The organism is Nonomuraea fastidiosa, assembly GCF_042751225.1.
Taxonomy (GTDB): Bacteria; Actinomycetota; Actinomycetes; order Streptosporangiales; family Streptosporangiaceae; genus Nonomuraea; species Nonomuraea fastidiosa.
In genome coordinates this window covers 8,363,194-8,385,059 of sequence record NZ_CP170570.1, presented here as the reverse complement: position 1 = coordinate 8,385,059, position 21,866 = coordinate 8,363,194, and the positions used below count along the sequence as shown (strand labels likewise).

General features: G+C 72.9%; 20 protein-coding genes. 13 read left to right on the top strand and 7 right to left on the bottom strand.

Annotation, left to right across the window (positions count from 1 at the left end):
• Window positions 1-118 precede the first annotated feature (118 nt).
• Window positions 119-838 (bottom strand): MBL fold metallo-hydrolase, encoded by a 720-nt coding sequence (locus tag ACFMQL_RS38690; RefSeq protein ID WP_378789755.1) that lies wholly within the window; start codon window positions 836-838, stop codon window positions 119-121.
• Between the two features lie 98 nt (window positions 839-936).
• Between ACFMQL_RS38690 and ACFMQL_RS38685 the strand changes: the two genes are divergently transcribed.
• Both ACFMQL_RS38685 and ACFMQL_RS38680 read left to right on the top strand, forming a co-directional pair.
• The gene (locus tag ACFMQL_RS38685; protein WP_378789753.1) at window positions 937-1,467 is read left to right on the top strand and encodes a TetR/AcrR family transcriptional regulator; all 531 of its coding nucleotides are present in this window, start codon (window positions 937-939) and stop codon (window positions 1,465-1,467) included.
• 233 nt (window positions 1,468-1,700) lie between these two features.
• The gene (locus tag ACFMQL_RS38680; RefSeq protein WP_364067827.1) at window positions 1,701-2,558 is read left to right on the top strand and encodes a universal stress protein; all 858 of its coding nucleotides are present in this window, start codon (window positions 1,701-1,703) and stop codon (window positions 2,556-2,558) included.
• 118 nt (window positions 2,559-2,676) lie between these two features.
• Here ACFMQL_RS38680 and ACFMQL_RS38675 read toward each other — a convergent pair whose 3' ends face one another.
• Window positions 2,677-3,510 carry a universal stress protein gene (locus ACFMQL_RS38675; RefSeq protein ID WP_364067825.1) on the bottom strand — a complete coding sequence of 278 codons (834 nt, stop codon included), beginning with the start codon at window positions 3,508-3,510 and terminating at the stop codon, window positions 2,677-2,679.
• A gap of 90 nt (window positions 3,511-3,600) precedes the next feature.
• Between ACFMQL_RS38675 and ACFMQL_RS38670 the strand changes: the two genes are divergently transcribed.
• The 5 genes from ACFMQL_RS38670 to ACFMQL_RS38650 all read left to right on the top strand — a co-directional run bounded on the left by ACFMQL_RS38670 (window position 3,601) and on the right by ACFMQL_RS38650 (window position 7,466).
• Window positions 3,601-4,515, top strand: coding sequence for a universal stress protein (locus ACFMQL_RS38670; protein ID WP_378789751.1), 915 nt, complete (start codon window positions 3,601-3,603; stop codon window positions 4,513-4,515).
• Window positions 4,512-4,982 carry a CBS domain-containing protein gene (locus ACFMQL_RS38665; protein WP_364067822.1) on the top strand — a complete coding sequence of 157 codons (471 nt, stop codon included), beginning with the start codon at window positions 4,512-4,514 and terminating at the stop codon, window positions 4,980-4,982. Before ACFMQL_RS38670 ends, ACFMQL_RS38665 begins: the two co-directional genes overlap by 4 nt.
• 106 nt (window positions 4,983-5,088) lie before the next feature.
• Window positions 5,089-5,745, top strand: a complete 657-nt coding sequence (locus ACFMQL_RS38660) for a CBS domain-containing protein (protein WP_378789749.1) — start codon at window positions 5,089-5,091, stop codon at window positions 5,743-5,745.
• A 28-nt stretch (window positions 5,746-5,773) separates the two neighbouring features.
• Window positions 5,774-6,751, top strand: coding sequence for an Acg family FMN-binding oxidoreductase (locus tag ACFMQL_RS38655; RefSeq protein WP_378789747.1), 978 nt, complete (start codon window positions 5,774-5,776; stop codon window positions 6,749-6,751).
• Between the two features lie 46 nt (window positions 6,752-6,797).
• Window positions 6,798-7,466 (top strand): universal stress protein, encoded by a 669-nt coding sequence (locus ACFMQL_RS38650; RefSeq protein ID WP_378789745.1) that lies wholly within the window; start codon window positions 6,798-6,800, stop codon window positions 7,464-7,466.
• A gap of 46 nt (window positions 7,467-7,512) precedes the next feature.
• On the opposite strand, the gene ACFMQL_RS38645 is transcribed toward ACFMQL_RS38650, so the two are convergent.
• The 3 genes from ACFMQL_RS38645 to ACFMQL_RS38635 all read right to left on the bottom strand — a co-directional run bounded on the left by ACFMQL_RS38645 (window position 7,513) and on the right by ACFMQL_RS38635 (window position 10,673).
• Window positions 7,513-8,805: an MFS transporter gene (locus ACFMQL_RS38645; RefSeq protein ID WP_378789743.1), complete on the bottom strand. Its 1,293-nt coding sequence runs from the start codon at window positions 8,803-8,805 to the stop codon at window positions 7,513-7,515.
• A 9-nt stretch (window positions 8,806-8,814) separates the two neighbouring features.
• Entirely contained in the window at window positions 8,815-9,162 is a 348-nt protein-coding gene (locus ACFMQL_RS38640) for a hypothetical protein (protein WP_378789742.1), read from the bottom strand.
• A 638-nt stretch (window positions 9,163-9,800) separates the two neighbouring features.
• Window positions 9,801-10,673 (bottom strand): TauD/TfdA family dioxygenase, encoded by an 873-nt coding sequence (locus ACFMQL_RS38635; protein ID WP_364067814.1) that lies wholly within the window; start codon window positions 10,671-10,673, stop codon window positions 9,801-9,803.
• Between the two features lie 490 nt (window positions 10,674-11,163).
• Here ACFMQL_RS38635 and ACFMQL_RS38630 point away from each other — a divergent pair, with 490 nt between their 5' ends.
• The gene (locus tag ACFMQL_RS38630) at window positions 11,164-12,498 is read left to right on the top strand and encodes a lanthionine synthetase LanC family protein (protein WP_364067812.1); all 1,335 of its coding nucleotides are present in this window, start codon (window positions 11,164-11,166) and stop codon (window positions 12,496-12,498) included.
• Window positions 12,499-12,756: 258 nt separating this feature from the next.
• On the opposite strand, the gene ACFMQL_RS38625 is transcribed toward ACFMQL_RS38630, so the two are convergent.
• On the bottom strand, window positions 12,757-14,028 hold the full coding sequence (locus tag ACFMQL_RS38625) for an acyl-CoA dehydrogenase family protein (RefSeq protein ID WP_364067810.1): 1,272 nt from the start codon (window positions 14,026-14,028) through the stop codon (window positions 12,757-12,759).
• The gene (locus ACFMQL_RS38620; protein ID WP_364067808.1) at window positions 14,025-15,179 is read right to left on the bottom strand and encodes an LLM class flavin-dependent oxidoreductase; all 1,155 of its coding nucleotides are present in this window, start codon (window positions 15,177-15,179) and stop codon (window positions 14,025-14,027) included. The genes ACFMQL_RS38625 and ACFMQL_RS38620 overlap by 4 nt, the downstream gene beginning before the upstream one ends.
• Window positions 15,180-15,313: 134 nt before the next feature.
• Between ACFMQL_RS38620 and ACFMQL_RS38615 the strand changes: the two genes are divergently transcribed.
• From ACFMQL_RS38615 to ACFMQL_RS38595, 5 genes are read left to right on the top strand one after another with little or no spacing between them, the layout of a single operon-like run.
• Complete coding sequence (locus ACFMQL_RS38615) at window positions 15,314-16,927, top strand: ABC transporter substrate-binding protein (RefSeq protein WP_378789739.1); 1,614 nt, start codon at window positions 15,314-15,316, stop codon at window positions 16,925-16,927.
• A 1-nt stretch (window position 16,928) separates the two neighbouring features.
• Window positions 16,929-18,557, top strand: a complete 1,629-nt coding sequence (locus ACFMQL_RS38610; protein WP_378789737.1) for an ABC transporter substrate-binding protein — start codon at window positions 16,929-16,931, stop codon at window positions 18,555-18,557.
• Complete coding sequence (locus ACFMQL_RS38605; protein WP_378789736.1) at window positions 18,554-19,486, top strand: ABC transporter permease; 933 nt, start codon at window positions 18,554-18,556, stop codon at window positions 19,484-19,486. Before ACFMQL_RS38610 ends, ACFMQL_RS38605 begins: the two co-directional genes overlap by 4 nt.
• On the top strand, window positions 19,483-20,286 hold the full coding sequence (locus ACFMQL_RS38600; protein WP_378789735.1) for an ABC transporter permease: 804 nt from the start codon (window positions 19,483-19,485) through the stop codon (window positions 20,284-20,286). Before ACFMQL_RS38605 ends, ACFMQL_RS38600 begins: the two co-directional genes overlap by 4 nt.
• The gene (locus ACFMQL_RS38595) at window positions 20,283-21,866 is read left to right on the top strand and encodes a dipeptide ABC transporter ATP-binding protein (RefSeq protein ID WP_378789733.1); all 1,584 of its coding nucleotides are present in this window, start codon (window positions 20,283-20,285) and stop codon (window positions 21,864-21,866) included. The genes ACFMQL_RS38600 and ACFMQL_RS38595 overlap by 4 nt, the downstream gene beginning before the upstream one ends.

The window sequence follows — 21,866 nt, the reverse complement described above, 5'->3', positions numbered from 1 at the left end:
AGTCCAGGCCGCCGTCCGCCGGAGGCGTTGCCGTGTTCCGCCCGAGCCGTCGAGTCGTCGTCAGCACGAGCCGGGCGTTGGCGGCTCGGGCCGAGTCGTCTGCAGGTTGCGTCGGTTGTCACCGGGCTGCGGCGGCCTTCTTGATGGTTTCGGCCACCTCGTCCGGGGAGACCTGCCAGGGGGCGCCGTGGCCGGGCAGGACCCAGGACGCCTTCAGGCCGGCGAGCCGTTCGAGTGAGGACAGCGCCATGGCCGGGTCGTCGGTGAAGGGCGCGGGCTGGGGGCCGACGCGGCCGGTGAGGACGTGCCGCGTGGTGAGGGCATCACCGACGAAGACCGCGTCGGCGATCTCCACGTGGATCGCCACGCTCCCCGGCGAGTGCCCCGGCAGAGCGATGATCTTCGGGCTGCCGGGCAGGTCGAGGACGTCACCGTCGTTGACCTCGATGACCTCGCGGACGTACTTCGGGCGCAGGCCGTTCTTGCGCAGGCCGTACGCGAAGAACTGGATCGTCGGGCCGATCCGCATGGGCGGCGTGGAGACCTTGGGCTTCTCGCCCGTACGGACCCGTACGGCGTCGCCGGAGTGCACGAACACCGGCACGCCGTGGGTGCTGCGCAGGCGTTCGGCGAAGCCGATGTGGTCGGAGTCGCCGTGCGTCAGGATGAGCCCGCGGATGTCGGCCACGGTCTTGCCGATGGCGTGGAGCTCCTGCTGCAGGTCCTGCCAGTGGCCGGGCAGGCCAGCGTCGATCAGCGTGATGCCCTCGGGCGTGTCGATGAGGTAGCACGCCACGATGTCGTTGCCGAGCCGGTGCAGATGGGGTGCGAGTCGCATGTGGGCCTTCTCTTCCGAGCCCCGAACGGGCTACCTTGATAGCTAAGGTAATTAGCCATCATGGCTAACGTAAATAGCTATCAGAAGGGTTGTTACGGGTGCCCACTCCCGAGAAGACCTCCCTGAGCAAGATCGTCGCTGCCGGACGCGAGCTGCTGGAGGAGGTCGGCCGCCAGGGACTGACGATGCAGAGCGTGGCCGAGCGGGTGGGAGTGCGGGCCCCATCCCTGTACAAGCGCGTCGGCAACCGCGCGGACCTGCTGCGGGCCGTCGCCGAGGCCACCATCAACGACCTGGTCGCCCAGGGCGAGGCGACCGACGGATCGCTGGAGGAGCTGGTGCGCTCCTACCGGCGCTTCGCCCACGCCCGTCCGGAGGGGTTCCGGTTGATGTTCGCGCCGGAGGCGCCGCGCGACGCGCTCGTCCGCCTGATCACACCGGTGCTGGAGGCGTCCGGGCGGCTGGCGGGGGAGGAGCACGCCCTGGAGGCCGCGCGTACGGTCACGGCCTGGGCCACCGGCTTCATCGACATGGAGCTGAACGGCCTGTTCCGGATGGGCGGCGACGTGGAGCGCGCCTTCGAGTACGGCCTGGCCGCCATCCTGCGCGCACTCAAGGACGGCCACTGACGCGCCGGTACGCCGCCGGAAGCGGATAGTTGCCCGCCACCTGGGGAAATGGGCAGATAAGGCCGTGCGTAACTGCGACCGGCACGCCCGCAAGGCCGGGCCGCCCAGCCGGCGGTGGAACGCGTCGGCGTCGGCGCCCGGCGTACAGGACGCTGACGCGGAGGGACGCTGACGCGGAGGACGCGGGCGTGCGGGATGCCGCGCACGCACCGCCTCGGGGGAGGAGGCGCAAGATGCCCGCATCGACCGTCGTCGGCTTCGACGGCTCGCGTACGGCGTGGTCGGCGCTCCGCTGGGCGGCCGAGGACGCCGCCCGCCGGGGGCTGGGCCTGCGGATCGTCCACGTACGCGAACCCTGGTGCGCCGAACACCCGATGGACGCCTCCGTCGAGACCGACACCATGACCGCACGGTGCGAGAGCATGCTCGCCGACGCCGCCGCGCGCGCCCGCGACATGGCGCAGGAGACGCCGATCTCGACGGCGCTGATCACGGGGGCGGTGACGGAACGGCTCGTGACCGAGTCGGAGTCGGCCGACACCGTGGTGGTGGGCAGCAGGGGACTGGGCGGGTTCGCCGGCCTGGTGCTGGGCTCGGTCGGGATCGGCCTGGCCGGGCACGCGGCGTGCCCTGTGGTCGTGGTCAGGCGGATGCCGCGCGCGCCGGGCGGCGACGTCGTCGTGGGCTTCGACGGCTCACCGGCGGCGGAGCGGGCCCTGGAGTACGCCGCCAAGCAGGCCGTCGCCCGCCGGACCCGCCTGCTCGCGCTGCACGGCCTGCGCTGCCCGCCCGCCGCTCCGCATCCCGCCGGGTTCGGCCCGCTGATGACGGTGGACGACGGCGATGAGATCGCCCGGCGGCTGGGGGAGTGGCGGGACACGCATCCCGGCGTGGAGCTGTCGGTGTCGCTGAGCTTCGAGCATCCGATAGCGGCCCTGTCGGCGGCATCGCGCGCGGCCGATCTCGTGGTCGTGGGCGCGGTGGGACTGACCGGGCTGCCGCCGGGGCGGCTCGGCTCGGTCGTGCACAGCGTCCTGCACCGGGCGCACTGCCCGGTGGCCGTGGTCAACGGCCCGAGCCCGTCGGCCTGACCGCACCCCGCCTTCCCACCACGTCGAGCGCCACGTCGAGTGCCGCGTCGAGCGCTCGCGCCGAAGCGCCGCGCCGAGCGCTCGTGCCGAAGCGCCGCGGCGTCCCCGCACGACGCCCTCACGCCGTACGCGGACGTACCACCGCGACCGGGCACACCGCGTGGTGCAGCAGGCCGTGGCTCACCGAGCCCAGTACGGCGGCGGCGAAGCCGCCCCGTCCTCGCGAGCCGACCACGACGAGTTCGGCCGAGGCGGAGGCGTCGGCGAGCGCGGCGACCGGGTGCGCCCGCACCTGCGACCCTTCGAACCGCACGTCGGGGTACTCGCTCGCCCAGATGTCCAGGCGTTCTTGCGCGGCATCGCGGTCCTCGTCGAAAGTGTCGGTGAACAGGTCGGTGAACTGCGGCCCGTAGGTGGCCAGCATCGGCTGCGACCAGGCGTACACGACCAGCAAGGTCGCGTCGCGGGCGCGGGCCTGCTCGACGGCGTAGCGCAGGGCCTCGCGCGCGGTGTCGGAGCCGTCGTCACCGACCACGATCTTGCCGTGCCCGGCCGTCTCCGCGCCCGCGCGTACGACGACGACAGGCCCTTCGGCGTGCCCGGCGACGGCGAGGCCGACCGAGCCGAGCGCCAGCCCCGCGAACCCGCCGACGCCCCGGCTGCCCAGCACGACGCAGTCGCCGGTCACCGCCTGGCCGAGCAGCGCCTCCACCACGTTGCCTTCGAGCAGCTCGCTGACCACCTCTTGCGCGCCCGCCGCGCGCGCCCGGTCGGCGGCGGCCTCCAGCGTGCCCTCACAGTACTTCAGGCCCTCGGCGCTGCCCCGCCGCTGCTCGCACACGTGCACCAGGCGCAGCGGCAGGCGTCTGCGCCGGGCGTCGGCGGCCGCCCATTCCACGGCCGCGTGGGACGGCGTGGAGCCGTCCACGCCCACTACGATCGGTCGGCTCACTCCACTCCTCCTCACGCGTGCCCGGCTGAGAAACGGCTGCCCAGGTACGCGGTCGCGAGCCTCACGGGACGGTAAAGGCTCGGCCCCGCCATGCTTGCACCGCGCCGGGTTTGCCGGGATGGCCGCTGGTCAGAGGGTGTCCATGGGGGACTCGTCATCGCAGGCACCGACGGCTCGGCACCCGCCACCGCGGCGGTGGAGTGGGCCGCTGACGACGCCAGGCGCACGGGCGCCGAGCTTCGCATCGTGCACGTGCTCGACCGCGGGCCGTACGCCATCGCCGGGGTGGCCGTCCCCATCGAGCCCGAGGACATCCTGATGCGCGCGGCGGAGAAGGTGGTCAAGCAGGCGGAGACGGCCGCGCGCGCCCGGCAGCCCGAGGTGCGGATCACCACGAAGGTCATCGAAGGCGTGCCCGCCGCCGTCCTGCTCGACCAGGCGCGCGAGGCGGATCAGCTCGTCATCGGCGACCGGGGGCTCGGCGGCTTCGCCAGGGCCATGCTCGGCTCGGTGAGCACGCGGCTGGCGGTGCACGCCCCGTGCACGGTGGTGGTGGTGCGCACCGAGCCCGGCGAGCCGTCGGGCGAGATCGCCGTCGGCGTCGACGACTCCGAGCACAGCGAACCGGCGATCGCGTACGCCTTCGAGCAGGCCGCCCTGCGCGGCGCGACCCTTCACCTGATCCACGCCTGGCAGGTCCCGGTGCACGCCTTCGCGCCCGAGATCTCGTACGAGGCCGACACGATCCGCGACTCCGTGCAGCAGATGGTCCGCTCCCGCACCGCGCGCTGGCAGGCCGAGCACCCCGAGGTGCGGACGGTGACGGACATCCCGTGCGCGCACCCCGTGGACGCCCTCACCGGCGCCGACTTCGACCTGGTGGTCGTCGGCACCCACGGCAGGGGACCGATCGGCTCGCTGCTGCTCGGCTCGGTCAGCAGGGGCGTGCTCCACCACGCGCGCCGCGCCGTCGCGGTGGTGCGCCGCGCTGAGGAGGGGCCGTGAACGTCGAGTCGATGACCGCCGCGCACGCCATGAGCCGGATCCTGGTGGTCGTCGCGCCCGACGAGTCGCCGCTGATGGCCTGGGAACTGATGCGCCGCGCCGGCGTGCACCACCTGCCCGTCGTGGAGGACGGTCACGTGCTGGGCATCCTGACCCGCGAGCGGCTCGCCTCCTCCTGGACGTGCGAGCCGGACAAGCAGTCCACCCGCCCCGTACGTTCGCTGCTGCAACGCGTGCCGCTGCCCCGGGTGCGCCCCGACACGCCGCTGACCAGGATCGCCGCCCTCATGGTCGACACCTGCTGCGACGCGGTGCCGGTGCTGTCGGAAGACGGGCTGATCGGCCTGGTGACGGCGCGCGACGTGCTGTCGGCCGTCGCCGGGCGCATCCGTGACGTCGAGGAGCCCGGCGAGATCATCACCGGGATGTTCCGCCTCGAACCCCTGCTGCCCGGCAGGCGCCGCTAGGAGCCGGGCGGGGTGCGGGACCTTCGTCCCTCCGATCGGGGTCGTTCGCCGCTCACGGGGCAGGCGAGGACGAGGGAACGTAGGACGTGGAAGCGAGGTGGACGTCATGTCGATCCTGGTCAAGGACGTCATGGGCCGGGTGGCCATCGCCGTGCTGCCCGATGCGGCGTTCGCGGAGATCGTGGCCGCGATGCGGCGTTACGCGGTCGGCGCGGTCACCGTGATCGACGAGAACAGGCGCCCGATCGGCGTGGTGTCGGAGACCGATCTGATGCTCAAGGAGATCGACCCGGTGCGGCATGGCGTGTCGATGTTCGAGTCGCGTACGCAGCGCCGCGAGTACGACAAGGCCGCAGGCGTGACGGCGGGCGAGCTGATGACCGCACCGCCGATCACCGTCACCCCCGAGACCAGGGTGCGGGACGCGGCCCGGCTCATGCACGCCAAACAGGTCAAGCAGCTCCCGGTCGTCGATCCGGAGACCGGGCGCATCGTCGGCACCCTGCACCAGCGCGACGTGCTGCGCGTCTTCACCCGCCCGGCCGTGGAACTGGAGCGGGACGTGCGGGCCGTGCTGGCGGAGGACGGCACGTTCACGGTCCGGATCGACGGGGGCGTGGTGCGGCTCGGCGGCCGGGTGCGGCGCAGGTCGCAGGTCATCGCGGTCGCCGAGGCCGTACGCGGCGTCGAAGGCGTGGTGGACGTGGTCTGCGAGGTCAGCTTCGACGACGACGACCTCATGGCCCTGCCCCCGCTGCTGTAGCGGCAGGCCATCGACCTTGGAGGCAGCCATGAGAACCCGATCGCCGAAGCAGGCACTGGAGGCCGCGGTGGACGCCGGCCGCTGGGCGCCGTCCGTGCACAACACCCAGCCCTGGACGTTCGCCGTCTCCGGCGAGGAGATCGCGCTGCGCGCCGACACCGCGAGGCGGCTGACCGCCGAGGACGCCTCCGGCAGGGAGCTGCTGATCAGCTGTGGCGCCGCGCTGTTCACGATCCGCACGGTGCTGCGCTGCGAGGGCTACGAACCCGTCGTACGGATCCTGCCCGACCCCGACCGTCCAGCCCTGCTGGCCACGATCGCGCTGGGCGAGGAGATCGAGGCGGACGAGTCCACGCGGATGCTCTGCGGGGAGATCGAGCGGCGCCGCACCCACCGGGCCGGCTTCGCCGCCATGCCGGTGCCCGACCGGCTGATCGACGCGCTGGCCAGGAGCGCCACGGAGGAGGGCGCGCGGCTGACGCCCGTACGCGATCCGGAGGCGATCCGCGTCATCGCCGGGCTCACCCAGGCGGCCCAGGGCGTGCAGCGGCGGGATCGGCGCTTCGACCTGGAGGTCATCGCCTGGGCGCGCCCGCCGGGCAGCAACCGCGCCGACGGTGTGCCCGCCACCGCCTACCCGCGCGAACCCGCCCGTACCGAGCCCGACTTCCCGCAGCGCCACTACGCCTGGCGGCACGGCTGGGGCACGGAGGGCGCGCCCGCCGAGACGGAGACGGGCGTGGTGGCCGTGCTCACCACCCGGGGCGACGGCCGCGCCGACTGGATCGCCGCGGGCCAGGCGCTGCAGCACGTCCTGCTGCACGCCTCCGCGTACGGCGTGAGCGCCGCCTTCCACACCCAGGCGCTGGAGATGGACCCGCTGCGGGACTTCCTGCGGCGGGAGCTGCTGTCGGGGGAGCACCCGCAGATGATCATGAGGCTCGGCGTCACCTTCGACGACGTCAGGGACATGCCGCGCCGCCCGCTCTCCGATGTCCTGACATGACGCCACGAGTGAGACGACCCGCGCGGCGCCACGGAGGAGGTGCGTGATGGCCGGACATGTCGTGCTCGGCTACGACGGCTCGGACTTCTCCATGCAGGCCCTGGACTGGGCGCTCGACGAGGCGGAGCTGCGCACGCTGCCGCTGCTGGTCGTGCACGCCTGGCAGTGGCCGTACGGTGAGGCGGACGAGGAGGCCAAATCCCACCTGGGCAAGGCGGCCGAGCACGTGATGTGGCACGGCGCCGAGTGCGCCAGGCAGACCAGCCAGGGCCTGCGGGTCGACACCGACCTGTACGAGGGCTCCGCCGCCGAGCGCCTGGTCGAGCTCTCCAAGGACGCCGAGCTGATCGTGGTCGGCTCGCGCGGGCTCGGCGCGCTGCCCCGCGCGGTCGTCGGGTCGGTCGCCGAGTACACCGCCGCGCACGCCGCCTGCCCCGTCATCGTCGTCCGCGGGCCTGGACCGCTGCCGTTGCCCGAGAATCCCGGGCCGATCGTCGTCACCGGCCCCGAGCCGGACGCCGCCGTCCTGGAGTTCGCCTACCACGAGGCGCGGCTCCGGCAGGTCGCCCTGGCCGCCGAGGCGGACCTCACGGAGTGGGAGCGCGGCCATCCCGGCGTGCGGATCGAGCCCGCCGCCGACCACCCGCCCGCCACGCTCATGGTGGTTCGCCGCGCCCCGGCCGGCGGCCGGGCATCGCCCGCGACCTGCTGCTGAACGCACCCTGCCCCGTCGCGGTCGTGGGCGCCGCGGATCATGGAGGCTAGCCGGGCCGGCGGACCGCCATGACCGCGACGGCCAGCGCGCAGGCCGCGAACGCGCTCGCCGCGGCGAACGAGGTCGCGATGGCGTCGGCCAGGACGGCGGGGGAGCCGGGGGCGGCGTCGCGGACGGCGGCGCCGAACACCGTGACGAGGACGGCGAGCCCGAGCGAGCTGCCCGCCTGCTGCATGGTCTGGACGGTCGCGGCGGCCGCGCCGGTCTGGTGCGGGCGCAGCCCGGCGAGGATGAAGGAGTTCAGCGGTACGAAGGTGATGCCGATGCCGAGGCCGAAGAGGATCAACGGGCCGGCGATGCCGGTGGCGTACCCGGACATCGCGGAGAGCCGGGTGAGCCAGAGGATGCCCGCCGCGATCGCCACCGTGCCGGACGCGGTGACGGCCTTGGGACCGAGCCGGGACAGCAGCCACGGCACCGCGCGTGCGGAGACCAGCGCGGTGAAGGCCAGCGGCAGGAACGCGATCCCGGTCGCCAGCGGGGTGAAGCCTTCGACGGTCTGCAGGAACTGGGTGAGGAAGAAGAACATCCCCAGCATGGTCGCCGAGATCAGGAACATGTTGAGGTACGCGGCGGCGCGGTTGCGGTCGCGGAACAGCCCGAGCGGCAGCAGCGGGTGCGCCACGCGCGCCTCGGCGACCATGAAGAGGACCAGCGCGACGAGCGCGACGGCGAGCGCGGCCAGCGCGCTCCGATCGCCCCATCCCGCCTCGCCCGCGCGGACGAAGCCGTAGACCATCGCCGTCATGCCGGCCGTGCCGAGGACCGCGCCGGCCACGTCGAGCCCGGTCCGGTGCTTCGCGACGGGGCGCACGTACCGCAGCGCGAGCGCCACGATCACCACGCCGACCGGCACGTTGACGAACATGACCCAGCGCCAGGACGCCAGCGAGGTGAGCAGCCCGCCGAGGATCAGCCCGGCCGACAGGCTCAGGCCGGACACCGACGAGAAGACTGCGAGCGCCCGGGTACGCGGCGCGCCCTCCGCGAAGTTCGCCGCGATCAGCGCGTCCTCAGGTGAGCGGCTCTCGAGCAGCTCGCCGCCCCGCGCGCTGAGCCGGTCGAACCGCTCGCGCAGCACCGCGTCGATCAGCGCCTCGCGGGTGGGGAAGTGCCGGTACAGCGTGGCGATGCCGACGCCCGCGCGCTTGGCGACCTCGGTCAGCGAGGCGTTGACGCCCTGCCTGGCGAAGGCGTCTTCGGCCACGTGCAGCAGCCGCTCGTAGTTCCGGCGCGCGTCGCTGCGCATGGCGGGCGTTCCCGGGGAGTGATCGTTCATCGCGGGGTCTCAGTCGTGGTTGCGGACGTCGATGCGGCGCTTCATGAACTCCCACGCCGACTGCTTGGAGATGCCCAGCCCGCGGCCGATCTGCTCCGGGCCGGCGCCTTCTGCCTGGGCGGAGCGCATGGCGATCCAGCGCTGGGCGGTGAGCATGCCCATGAGGCCGGCGTTGGCCTGCAGCGCCTCCAGCGGGCCGATCTCCGGCAGTTCGGCGAGCCGTGCCTCCAGCCGTGCCGCCTCCCCGCCCCGCCCGGCCGTACGCGCGGCCTCCAGCGCGTCCTTGAGCCGGACCCGCTCCGGGAACGTTGCCCGGTTCTCCCGCAACTCGGTGCCGCGGTCGGTGTTGGCGCTCACGCCCGCCACCTTAGCCGAGCGGGGACACCGCCCAAGGGTGTCAGGTTGACCTGACACCATCGAAGCCCACCAGTACCGAGCGGTCACCGCTCCACGTCACCGTGGCCGGCGGCGCCACGTTCTCGGTGGCCACCTGCCGTATCGCTGAACCTCCCGCACAAGCCGCCGCCCGCATCGCACCGCGAGCCCGCCTGACCGACATCCCCGGCTGCCTCTCCTGGGCCGTCACCCCACCCGCCGGCGGCCCGCGCCGCCCGAGCCCCGCGAGCTGCACGGGCCGGCCGCCCGTACGGTCGAGTCCGGGCATCCGGCGACGGCGAGATCGTCGCCGCCGCCGACGTGCCCGGCACGTTCGGTGGCCCCATCGCCTCGGCCCGCCCCGTGGGGCCCTGGACGGACCCGTTGTCACCCTGCTCGGCGACGCCGTCCACACCATGTCGCCCGGCCGCGGCGACGGCGCCAACGTCGGGCTCCGGCGCACGGCCCTGCTGTCGGCTCTGCTGTCCGCCCGGCCCGGCGCGCGCTGAGCCTCCGCCGCATCCCTCGGCCCCATGCCTCAGCCGGGTCCGGTGGCCGGCGCGCACCGGCTGCGTCGCCGCCGGCCACCTCCAAGGCAGGCTCGTCCGCACCCCCCGACGTCAGCCGGGCGTGGACGCCGGCCCGAACGGGCGGTCGCCGCGCAGCGTGATGCGGTGCATGACCCGGCGCGCGGTGCCGTAGTCGCGGTTGGCGTAGTGGATCGTGCTGCGGTTGTCCCACATGGCGACGTCGCCGAGGCTCCAGCGGTGGCGGACGATGTGCTCGGGCTTGGTCAGGTGGGCGTAGAACAGGTCGAGGAGATGCCGGCTCTCGGCCTCGGAGACGCCGACGATGTGCGAGGTGAAGCCGGGGTTGACGAACAGCCCCTTCCGCCCGGTCTCCGGATGCACGCGGACGACGGGGTGCTCCACCGGGTCCAGCCGGGTCACGACCTTGCCGTCCCACTCGTTGCCCTTGCCGCCGCGCCGCTGGGCCAGGTAGTAGCCGAACTCGCGGTTGCCGTCGTGCACGGCGGTGAGCTGGTCGGCCAGCCGCTGGACAGGCGCGGACAGCGAGTCGTAGGCGAGCTGGCTGTCGGCCCAGCTCGTGTCGCCGCCGGTGGGCGGCAGGATCACGGCCCGCAGGATCGAGCCGAGCGGCGGCCGGGGCATGAAGGTGACGTCGGTGTGCCAGACGTCGGCGAAGCCGTCGTCGGCGCTGTCGAGCGCGTAGATCTCCGGATGCGCCTCGTCCACGCCGGCGACCACCGGATGTGAGGCGGTCAGCTCGCCGAGCCGGCGGCCGAGCGCGACCTGGCCGTCCTCGTCGAGGTTCTGGCCGGAGAAGAAGAGCACCTTGCGCTCCACGAGCGCGGCGCGTACGGCGGCCAGCTCCTCGTCGGAGGCGGTCGCCAGGTCGAGCCCTTCGACGCGGGCGCCGAAGTGCGGTCCGAGCGGCTGCAGGTTCAGCTGGGTGTCGGTCGGCGTGGACATGGTGCGCTCCTGTTCTGTGACGGCCATCCGGCGGCTTGACGGACGGCGTGGCTGACGGTGGCCCGCAGGGCGGAGCAGGCGGGGAACGCGCGCGGCCGGATTCCGCGGGCCGCGGTCCGCCGTCGCCGGGTGGCGGGCTCGGGTGCGCCGCCGGGGACGGTCGTCCGCGGCGGCGCCGCCGCGGTCACCACGCCGGGCGCCTGGTCGGAGGCTTCATGACCGTGAAGCTACGGCGGCCTCCGAGCAAAGTCAACAATTCCTACTAGCTTTATAGGTTATACTCGTGGCACCGGGTACTGAAGCCCGCTCAGGACTCGACCGAGACTTACAGGCGCGGGCCGGCGATGAAAGCACCTGTGATTGCCGACCACCCTCCGGCGGCTCTATGAGCGCGCGCGGCCACGACGAGGCCCGCCGCCTTCTCCATCAAACCTACGGAAATAATCGGAAAAGCCTGCGAAATGTGTCCTATGTGTGCCAGAGTCCGGTCATGAGCCTGGACGAGCTGCGCCCCATGAGTGCTCGTGCCCACTCTCCGATGACGGCCGCCCTCTCCACGGCGCGCTGGATCAGATCCGCCGCCGTGGACGACGAGGACGGCAGGCACTGGCGGGCCAACCCCGACCGGCACGGCAGGTCGGCGGTGCCCCCGCGACCGCGATCCCTGTACTCGGGAGCTGCCGGGATCGTGCTGTTCTTCCTGGAACTGGCCGCCGCCACCGGCAACGACTCCTACCTGGAGGACGCCCGGTGCGGCGCGCAGTGGCTCGCGGCCACCTGGCGGCGCGAGGACGATCTGAGCCTGCACCACGGGCGCACCGGCATCATGGTCGCGCTCATGGAGGCCGGATGGGCGCTCGGCGACGAACGCCTCGACGCCGAGGCGGCGGCCATCGCCGAGACGATCGTCGACGGCGGTCGCACCCGCGTGGACGGCCCCGGCTGGACGTTCGACCCCGCGCTGAGCGGTGACGGCGGCATCGTACTCGGCCTGCTGCGCGCCGCCGCCAGGTTCGGCGAGCCCGCGTACGAGGCCGCCGCCGTCGAGGCCGGCCTGCGCATCGCCGGACTGCCGGTCCCCGGAGGCCGGCACGGCGGCCTCGACGGCCTGCCGTCCGACGCGATCTCCCCCGGCTTCCTCACCGGATCCGCCGGCATCGCCTTCCTCCTCGCCCGCCTGTACGGCGTGAGCGGCGACGAGCGCTTCCTGCGCGCCGCCCGCAGCGGCGCCGCCTTCATCCGCGAGGTGAGCGTCACCGGCGAAGGGCGGGCGCTGGTCCCGCACCATGTGCCGAGGACCGGGGAGCTGTTCTACGCCGGGTTCTGCTCGGGTGCGGCCGGTGTGGCCAGGATGTTCTACGAACTCCACCGGGTGACCGGCGACCTCGACGACCTCGACTGGATGGAACGGCTCGCGCTCGGCGTCGTCGACAGCGCGGCCCCGCCGCGCCGCACCCCCGGCTACTGGAACTCGGCCTGCCAGTGCTGCGGAACGGCGGGCCTGGTCGAGCTGTTCGTCGGGCTCTGGGCGATCACCGGGCGCGCCTCCTGCCTGGAGTTCGCCCGTACGCTCGCCGCCGACCTGGTCGCCAGGGCCGACGACCACGACGGGGGCGGCTACCGCTGGTACCAGGCGTACCGCCGGGTGCGGCCCGGCGAGGTGAGCGCGGACACCGGCTACATGGTCGGCGCGGCCGGCATCGGTGCCGCCCTGCTCCACCTCGACGCGGCGGGCCAGCCCGACCAGGCCCGCCGGGTGCTGCTCCTGCCCGACAACCCGTTCCCCGTCCTGCCGTTCCCGAGCGTCTCCACCGGGCACCCCTGACCGGCCCGGGAGTGCGCCTTCGCACGCGTGAACGGCACGCAGGCGCGCACGAAGCCGCGCCGGGCGTGCGAGGGGCCGCGCGAGGCTTCGCCGGGCACGCGTGACCGGCGCGGGAGCGCGTCCGCAACGAGGCTCCGCAGGACATGCGGGACCGGTGCGGGAGCGCGTCCGCAGCGAGGCCCCGTACGACATGCGGGACCGGCGGGTGACGGCCTGCCGTGGGGGCCGTCACCCGCCGGAGCTCAGGCGAGCAACGGCTCAGAACAGGCCGTTGACCGGCGGCTGCTCGCCGGTGAGGCGGTAGGCGCCGACCACGGCCGCCTTCCAGGCGCGCGGGTTGTGGTTGGCGACCGTCCTGGCGTTGCGCCAGTGCCGGTCGAGGTTGTGCTTGCGCGCGACCGCCGAGCCGCCGCCCACGTCGAACACCAGCTCCGACGCCTTCAGCGCCGACTCCGCCGCGACGAACTGCGCCTGCGCGACCTTCACGGCCGCATCGGTGAGCAGGCCGGAGTCCAGCCCGCCCGCCCACGCCCGGTCGATCGCCGACGCGGCGTGCAGGACCGCGGACTCGGCGGCGTAGGCGCGGGCGGAGATCTCGCCGACGGTGTGCCGCACGTACGGATCGTCGACCGACCGTGCGACGCCGCTGTGCTGGATCGGCCGGGCCCGCTCACGGGTGAAGGCGACGGCGTCGGCCAGCGCGCCCCTCGCGATCCCGGCCAGCACGCCGGCCAGGTAGAGCTGCATGAACGCGCTGACGGGGGAGCGGCCCCCGCCGCCGGGACGCGCGGCGATCTCCTCCGGCGCCACCTTGACCCCGTTCAGCAGGGTCGTCCCGCTGGCCGTGAGCCGCTGCCCGATCCCGTCGAAGTCGTCGAGCAGCTCAAGCCCCTCGCGGTCGCGCGGCACGGTGAAGAACACCCGCTCGCCCGCGTCGTCCACGGCCGACGCGCTGATCCAGTCGGAGTACAGCGCGCCCGTGCTGTAGTACTTGCTGCCGTTGACGACGCCGTCGCCGTCGATGCGGGTGCGCACCTCGCCGTTGGCCCCGCCGATCTCCCAGCCCGCGTTGCCGAACACGTCACCGGCCAGGAAGCGCGGGAACCAGCGCTCGCGGTCGGCCTCCGGGGCGGCGAGCAGGTGCTCGACCCGGCCGTAGCTGGGGCGCAGCGCCTGGGCGATGTTGGAGTCGGCGGCGGCCAGCGAGATGAGGAAATCGAACACCTCGGCCACGCTCGCGCCGCCGCCGCCGTACGAGGCGGGGATGCGGAAGGTGAGCAGGCCGGCGTCGGCCAGCGCGCGGATCTCCCGGTGCGGCAGCTCGCGCTCCAGCTCGCGCCGCGCGGCCCCCGCCGCCAGTTCGGGAAGCAGCTCATCCGCCCGCTTCCGCAGCTCGGCCAGCGTCGACTCACCCGGCGCACCCTCGACCGGCGTGTCCCCGGCAGGCGCGCCCTTGGCCGGCGCGCTCGCGCTCGATGCGCTCTCGGCCGCAGCGTCCTGTGCCGTCGCGCCCTGTGCTGTCGCGCTCATCGGGCCCCCGCCGTGGCGAACGGGACGGACACGGGCTCGGCGCTCCCGGACTCGGCAGGATGCCGCCACAGGCCGCGCTCGCGCAGGATCGGCAGCACGCCCTCGCCGAACCAGTACGCCTCCTCCAGGTGCGGGTACCCCGACAGCACGAACTCGGTCAGCCCGAGCCGGTGGTACTCCTCGATCCGGTCGGCGACCTCGGTGTGGCTGCCGACCAGCGCCGTGCCCGCGCCGCCGCGCACGAGCCCGACGCCCGCCCACAGGTTCGGATAGATCTCCAGGCGGTCCCGCTTGCCGCCGTGCAGGGCGAGCATGCGCTTCTGCCCCTCGGACTCGCTGCGGTGCAGGCCCGCCTGCACCTTCTCCACGGTCGCCTCGTCGATGCCGTCGAGCAGCCTGCGGGCCTGCGCCCACGCCTGCTCGCTGGTGTCGCGGGTGATCACGTGCAGGCGGATGCCGTGCCGCACCGTACGTCCCTCGGCGGCGGCCAGTCCGTTGATCCAGGCGATCTTCTCCGCCACGGCGTCCGGCGGCTCGCCCCAGGTGAGGTACGCGTCCACATGGCGCGCCGCCACCCGGCCCGCGGCGGGGGATGAGCCGCCGAAGTACACCTGCGGCACCGGGTCGGGCAGCCGCGCCAGCCGCGCGTCCTCCACCCGCAGGTGCTCGCCGGTGAAGCTGACGCTCTCGCCCCGCCACAGCGCCCGCACGATGTGCAGGAACTCGTCGGTACGGGCATAGCGGGAGTCCTTGTCGAGGAAGTCGCCGTAGGCGCGCTGCTCGTGCGCCTCGCCGCCGGTCACCACGTTGAGCAGCAGCCGCCCGCCCGACTGCCACTGGAACGTGGCCGCCATCTGCGCGGCGAGCGTGGGGGAGACCAGCCCGGGGCGGAAGGCCACCAGGAACTTCAGCCGCTCGGTGGTGCCGGCCAGCATCGCGGTGGTCAGCCAGGCGTCCTCGCACCAGGCGCCGGTGGGCGTCAAAGCCCCGACGAAGCCGGTCTGCTCGGCGGCCTCCACGATCTGGCGCAGGTAGGACAGGGTCGCGGGCCGGGCGCCCGAGGCCGCGCCCGCGGGAAGCCCGTGACCGCCGCCCACGATGTCACGGCTGTCGCCGTAGGTGGGCAGGAACCAGTGGAACGTCAAAGTCATCGTCTCTCCTCCGCGAGCACCTCGGTGCCGACGGCGATCACGTGGGTCATGTTGTTTCGCCCGTTCTGCGTGTTACGTTAGGGTTCACCGTAATCCCTGCAATGCAGGTAGGCAATGCCTGTTTAAGGACCTCCATGCTCACCCGCTCCACAACGCTCCTCGTCGCAGCCCTGGTCATGGCGGTTTTGGCCGGTTGCGGCGCCGACGCCACCCCGAGACCGGCCGCCGCCGGCTCCGGCCCGAAGCCCGGAGGCACGCTCGTGCTCGGGGAGAACGCCGACGAACCCCCCTGCCTCGACCCCCACCAGACGTCCACCACCAACACCACGGTCGTCAGCCGCCCGATCTTCGACTCGCTGCTGTGGCAGGACGCCGAGGGGAACATCAAGCCCTGGCTGGCCGAGAGCTGGAAGATCTCGGACGACGGCCTGACCTACACCTTCAGGCTCCGCCAGGGCGTGACGTTCCACGACGGGTCGGCATGGAACGCCGAGGCGCTGAAGCTCAACCTGGAGCACATGCGCGACCCGGCGACCAAGTCGCCGCTGGCCGCCTCGTACATCGCGCCCTACAAGGACGCGAAGGTCCTGGACGAGCACACCCTCGAAGTGCGGCTCGGCTCGCCGTACTCGGCGCTGCTGAACGTGCTCGCGCAGTCGTACCTGGCGATGATCTCCCCCAAGCAGCTCAAGGAGGCCCCGGAGAGCACCTGCGAGCACCCGATCGGGTCAGGACCCTTCGTCCTCGACACGTGGACCAAGGGCCAGAGCATCACCTACAAGAAGAACCCCGCCTACGCCTGGGGGCCGACCGGCCGTGAAGGGCCCGCGTACCTCGACCGGCTGGAGATCCGTTTCCTGGCCGAGGACGCCACCCGCTACAACGCGCTGCTCTCCGGCGAGGTGGACGTGATCGACAACACCCCGCCGGCCAACGTCGAGGACGTCAAGGCGAACCCCGACCTGACCTTCATCACGATCGACCGGCCCGGACATCCGTTCTCGGTCTGGCTCAACACCGGCCGCGCCCCCTTCGACGACCGCAGGGTACGCCAGGCGCTCACGCTGGCCGTGGACCGCAAGGCCATCATCGACAGCGTCTCCTTCGGCCAGTGGAACGTGGCCACGAACTTCGTCACCGCCGCGACCCCCGACCACGCCGAGGGCGGCCGGATCGACTACGACCCGGCCCGCGCGAACGCCCTGCTCGACGAGGCCGGCTGGACCGCCAGGGACAAGGACGGCATCCGCCTCAAGAACGGCAGGCGGCTGAGCGCCGTCGCCATCGACACCGGCGTGAACCCGCAGAACACGCAGATCCTCGTGCAGACCCAGGCCGCCGCCGCCAAGGCCGGCATCGAGATCACGATCGAGAACGTCACCTCGCAGGAGTCGCAGGACCGCACCGGCAAGGGCGACTTCGACGTCTCCGTCGGCATCTGGACCACCAACACCGCCGACGTGCTGTGGATCCAGTACTCCTCCAAGAACATCACCACGCCGCAGCGGCGCGGCCAGAACATCACCAGGCTCTCCGACGACGAGCTCGACGAGCTGCTGGAGCAGGCCCGAGCCGCCAAGGACCCGACCGAGCTGTACGCCAAGGCGCAGGCCAGGCTGCTCGACCTGGCGCCCGCCATCCCGCTGTACGACCGGCCGAGCCTCGTCTCGGCACAGTCCCGGGTGCACGGCCTGACCTGGGATCACGCCTACGGCGCTGTCATCTTCCACGACGCATGGGTGAGCTGACATGACCAAGACCCCCCTCGCCGCGCTCGCGCTCGCGCTGCTGCTCGCCGGATGCGGCAGCGCGGCCGGGACCTCGGGCGGCACGAACGACGACCCCGGCACCCCCAAGTCCGGCGGCACCCTGATCCTGGGCGAGAACGGCCAGGAGCCGCCCTGCCTCGACCCGCACGGCAACGCCAGCTCCGACGGCCCGGTGACCACGGTCCCGGTCGCCGACTCGCTGGTGTGGTTCGACGCCGACGGGACGATCCAGCCGTGGCTGGCCGAAAGCTGGGAGGTCTCCGACGACGGCCTGACCTACACCTTCAAGCTCCGCAAAGGCGTGAGATTTCACGACGGAGCGGCCTGGAACGCCGAGGCGCTGAAGACCAACTTCGAGCACATGCGCGACCCGGCGACCAAGTCCCCGCTGGCCGCTTCCTACATCGCGCCCTACAAGGACGCGAAGGTGCTGGACGAGTACACGCTCCAGGTGAGGCTCCGCTCGCCGTACCGGCCGTTCCTGGACATCCTCGCCCAGGGCTACCTCGGCATGATCTCGCCCAAGCAGATCAAGGAGGCGCCGGAGAGCATCTGCACGCACCCGATCGGCTCCGGCCCGTTCATCTTCGAGAAGTGGACCAAGGGCCAGAGCATCACGTACCGGAAGAACCCCGACTACAACTGGGGCCCGAAGAGCGCCAAGCACACCGGCCCCGCCTACCTCGACCGGCTGGAGATCCGCTTCCTCGCCGAGGACGGCACCCGCTACAACGCGCTCGCCTCCGGCGAGGTGCACGCGATCGACTTCACCCCGCCGCAGAACGTCGAGGACGTCAAGGCCAACCCCGGCCTCGGCTTCCTCACGGCGATCCGCCCCGGGCACCCGATGTCGTTCTGGCTCAACACCTCGCGCCCGCCCTTCGACGACGTCCGCGTGCGCCGCGCGCTGCTCGCCGCCGTGGACCGCGAGGCCATCATCAAGGGCATCTCCTTCGGCCAGTACCAGGTGGCGCAGGGCTTCGTCACCACCTCGACGCCCGGCTACGCGCAGGGGCTGAGCGGCAGCATCAAGCATGACGAGACGCTGGCGAACAAGCTGCTCGACGAGGCCGGCTGGACCGCCAGGGACAAGGACGGCATCCGGCTCAAGAACGGCAAGCGGCTGACCGCGTACTTCCCGATCGCCGCGAACTTCCCCGCCCAGCGCATGCAGATCGCCGTGCAGACCCAGGCCGCCGCGCGGAAGATCGGCCTGGACATCCAGATCCAGACGCCGCCCGAGCAGGAGCTGACCGACCGCTCCATCAAGGGCGACTACGACCTCAGCTCCGGCCTGTGGGCCACGAACACGGCCGACGTGCTGTGGATCCAGTACTCCTCCAAGAACATCACCACCCCCGAGCGGCGCGGCCAGAACGTCGCCAGGCTCAAGGACGCTCAGCTCGACGAGCTGCTGGAGCAGGCCAGGGCGGCCAAAGACCCGACCGAGCTGTACAACAAGGCGCAGGCCAGGCTCCTGGAACTGGTCCCCGCCATTCCCTTCTACGACGACCCGCGCCCGGTCGCCTACCAGAAGAAGGTCCGCGACCTCGCCTTCACGCCCGCCTACCCGTCGCCCTACTTCTACGACACCTGGCTGGACGAATGAAGACCCTGACGTTCATCGGATGGCGCCTGCTCGCCGGGCTCGGCGTGCTGTGGGGCGCGGCCACCCTGACCTTCCTCGTCGTGCACTTCACCCCCGGCGACCCGGCCGAGGCCGTCGTCGGCGGCGAGGGCGCCGCGCCAACCCCCGAGGTGCTCGCCCAGGTCAGAGCCGAGTACGGCCTCGACCGCCCCTGGTTCGAGCAGTACGTCTCCCACCTGTGGCGCATCGCGCACGGCGACTTCGGCACCTCCTACCGCCTGCACACCCCGGTCACCCAGGCCATCGGCGAGCAGGCCGCCGCCACCGTCGAGCTGGCCGTGGCGGCCGCCCTCACCGGGCTGTTCCTGGCCGTCGCCATCGCCCTGGCCACGGCGGGCCGCCGCCGCTGGCGCGGCCTGGCCTCGGTGGTGGAGCTGGTGGCGGCCTCGACGCCGACGTTCTGGCTCGGCATCGTGCTGCTGACCGTCTTCTCCTTCGGGCTGCGGCTGCTTCCCTCCACCGGCGGCCAGGGCTTCGCCTCCCTGGTGCTGCCCGCGCTCTGCCTGGCGCTGCCCATCGCGGGCGTGCTCGGCCACGTGCTGCGCGAGGCCCTGGAGGAGGTGCTGGAGGAGCCGTTCATCGTCAGCGCCCGCGCCCGCGGGCTCAGCGACACCGTCGTACGGCTGCGCCACGCGCTCAGGCACGCGCTGACCCCGCTGGTCACGATGACCGGCTTCTGGGTGGGCGCGCTGCTCGGCGGCGCCGTGGTCACCGAGACGCTGTTCACCCGGCAGGGCATCGGCCGCCTGCTCGTCTCGGCCGTCAACGCCAAGGACCTGCCGCTCGTGCTCGGCGTGGTGCTGCTGTCGGCGCTGATCTACGTCCTGGTCAACCTCCTGGTCGACCTGCTCTACCTGGTCATCGACCCCCGGCTGAAGGAGGCGGCGTGAACCGGATCGGCGTGTGGCTCGCCGCGGCCGTCCTGACCGTGCTCGTGCTGGCGGCGCTCGTGCCCGGCCTGTTCACCGGGCAGGACCCGCTCGCCGTGGACAGCGGCGCCACCCTCCAGCCGCCCAGCGCCGCGCACCTGCTCGGCACCGACGAGAACGGCCGCGACGTGTTCGCCCGCATCGTGCACGGCACCCGCGCCTCGCTGCTGCTCGGCTTCGGCGCGATCGCCGTCGCCCTGGTCTTCGGCGGGCTGCTCGGCCTGGCCGCGGGGCTCGGCAACCGGATCGTCGAGAACGTCATCATGCGCCTGTCGGACGTCGGCATGGCCTTCCCCGAGCTGCTGCTGGCCCTGGTCGTCATCACCGTGGCGGGCGGCGGCACCGGCAACGCCATCCTCGCCATCGGCGTGGCCAACATCCCGTCGTACGCCCGGCTCGTCCGCGCCCAGACGCTGGCGATCCGCCGGGCGGGCTACGTCGAGGCGGCGTACGCGCTGGGCCTGCCCGGTCCGCGCGTGATCCTCCGGCACGTGCTGCCGAACGCCGTCAAACCGGTGCTCATCCTGGCCACCATCGGCGTCGGCACCGCCCTCGTGGCCGGCTCCGCGCTGAGCTTCCTCGGCCTCGGCACGCCGCCGCCGGAGCCCGAATGGGGCTCCATGCTGTCCACCGCCCGCAACTTCATCTCCCGGGCCTGGTGGTACGGCCTCTTCCCCGGCCTGGCCATCACGCTGACCGTGATCAGCGTGACCGTGGTCGGCAGGGCGCTCAGATTGCGATCGGAAGGGAGGACCGGATGAGCCTGGTCACGGTGGACGACCTGCGCGTCGCCTTCGGCGGCACACCCGTCGTGCACGGCGTGTCGTTCGAGATCGGGGCGGGGGAGTGCCTCGCCCTGGTGGGGGAGTCCGGCTCCGGCAAGAGCGTCACCGCCCGCACGCTGGTCGGGCTCACCGGCGCGGGCTCCCGCGTCACCGCCGCCGGGCTGACCTTCGACGGCCAGGACCTGACCCGGCTGCGCGAGCGCGGCTGGCGGAGGCTGCGCGGCGGCCGCATCGGCTTCGTCCTGCAGGACGCCCTGGTCTCGCTCGACCCGCTGCGCAAGGTCGGCAAGGAGATCGAGGACGTGCTGGCCGCCCACACCGACCTGTCAGGCCCGGCCAGGAAGGCCAGGGTGGTGGAGCTGCTGGCGTCCGTGGGGGTGCCCGAGCCCGAGCTGCGCGCCGGGCAGCTCCCGCACGAGCTGTCCGGCGGCCTGCGCCAGCGGGCGCTGATCGCGACCGCGCTGGCCGCCGGCCCCGAGCTGATCATCGCCGACGAGCCCACCACCGCCCTGGACGTCACCATCCAGGCGCAGGTGCTCGACCTGCTGGCCGGGATCAAGGCCGAGGGCAGGTCGCTGCTGGTGATCAGCCACGACCTGGCGGTGGTGGCCCGGCTGGCCGACCGGGTGGCCGTCATGAAGGACGGCGTGATCGTCGAGCAGGGGCCGAGCAGTGAGGTGCTCACCCGGCCCGAGCACGAGTACACCAAGAAGCTGCTGCGGGCGATCCCCGCCGAGCACACCAAGGGCACCCGCCTGTCCGGCACCGTCCCGCCCGCGGGCGCGACCGGGCCGCGGCGGCCCCGCGGCGAGGTCGTGCTGCGCGCCAGGGACATCGGCAAGTCCTTCGGCGACCGGGTGGCCGTGAACGGGGTGTCGTTCGAGCTGCGCGCCGCCGAGACGCTCGGCATCGTCGGCGAGTCCGGCTCCGGCAAGACCACCACGGCCAGGATCGCGCTCGGGCTGACGCCGCCCGACACCGGCGCGGTCGAGGTGCACGGACGGCCGTGGACGCGCGGCGACCGCGCCCAGCGCCGCGACGTCCAGGTCGTCTACCAGGACACGCTGGCCTCCTTCGACCCCCGCCACACGGTGGCGAAGATCCTCGCCGAGGCGCTGGACGTGGCCGGCGTGCCGCGCGAACGGCGCCGCGCCCGCTCGATCGAGCTGCTGGAGCTCGTGGGGCTCGGCGAGGAGCACCTGGGACGCAGGCCGCTGAAGCTCTCCGGCGGGCAGCGGCAGCGGGTGGCCATCGCGCGGGCCCTGGCACCGTCGCCCTCGGTGATCGTCTGCGACGAGCCGGTCTCCGCGCTCGACGTGTCGGTCCAGGCGCAGGTCCTCGACCTGCTGGAGGACGTGCAGCGGGAGACCGGCGTGGCCTACCTGTTCATCTCCCACGACCTGGGCGTGGTCCACCACCTGTGCGACCGGGTGCTGGTCATGAAGGACGGGAGCGTGGTCGAGGAAGGGCCGGTGGAGACGGTCTTCCGCGAGCCCGCGCACCCGTACACGAAGGAGCTGGTGGCGGCGATTCCGAGACTGACGACGGCGGTGTGA

Bases quoted from the DNA above. Each gene is read 5' to 3' on its own strand.
- ACFMQL_RS38690 (WP_378789755.1), bottom strand. From the start codon at position 838: ATGCGACTCGCACCCCATCTGCACCGGCTCGGCAACGACATCGTGGCG.
- ACFMQL_RS38680 (WP_364067827.1), top strand. From the start codon at position 1,701: ATGCCCGCATCGACCGTCGTCGGCTTCGACGGCTCGCGTACGGCGTGG.
- ACFMQL_RS38670 (WP_378789751.1), top strand. From the start codon at position 3,601: ATGCTTGCACCGCGCCGGGTTTGCCGGGATGGCCGCTGGTCAGAGGGT.
- ACFMQL_RS38660 (WP_378789749.1), top strand. From the start codon at position 5,089: ATGTCGATCCTGGTCAAGGACGTCATGGGCCGGGTGGCCATCGCCGTG.
- ACFMQL_RS38655 (WP_378789747.1), top strand. From the start codon at position 5,774: ATGAGAACCCGATCGCCGAAGCAGGCACTGGAGGCCGCGGTGGACGCC.
- ACFMQL_RS38650 (WP_378789745.1), top strand. From the start codon at position 6,798: ATGGCCGGACATGTCGTGCTCGGCTACGACGGCTCGGACTTCTCCATG.
- ACFMQL_RS38645 (WP_378789743.1), bottom strand. From the start codon at position 8,805: ATGAACGATCACTCCCCGGGAACGCCCGCCATGCGCAGCGACGCGCGC.
- ACFMQL_RS38635 (WP_364067814.1), bottom strand. From the start codon at position 10,673: ATGTCCACGCCGACCGACACCCAGCTGAACCTGCAGCCGCTCGGACCG.
- ACFMQL_RS38630 (WP_364067812.1), top strand. From the start codon at position 11,164: ATGAGCCTGGACGAGCTGCGCCCCATGAGTGCTCGTGCCCACTCTCCG.
- ACFMQL_RS38625 (WP_364067810.1), bottom strand. From the start codon at position 14,028: ATGAGCGCGACAGCACAGGGCGCGACGGCACAGGACGCTGCGGCCGAG.
- ACFMQL_RS38620 (WP_364067808.1), bottom strand. From the start codon at position 15,179: ATGACTTTGACGTTCCACTGGTTCCTGCCCACCTACGGCGACAGCCGT.
- ACFMQL_RS38615 (WP_378789739.1), top strand. From the start codon at position 15,314: ATGCTCACCCGCTCCACAACGCTCCTCGTCGCAGCCCTGGTCATGGCG.
- ACFMQL_RS38610 (WP_378789737.1), top strand. From the start codon at position 16,929: ATGACCAAGACCCCCCTCGCCGCGCTCGCGCTCGCGCTGCTGCTCGCC.
- ACFMQL_RS38605 (WP_378789736.1), top strand. From the start codon at position 18,554: ATGAAGACCCTGACGTTCATCGGATGGCGCCTGCTCGCCGGGCTCGGC.
- ACFMQL_RS38595 (WP_378789733.1), top strand. From the start codon at position 20,283: ATGAGCCTGGTCACGGTGGACGACCTGCGCGTCGCCTTCGGCGGCACA.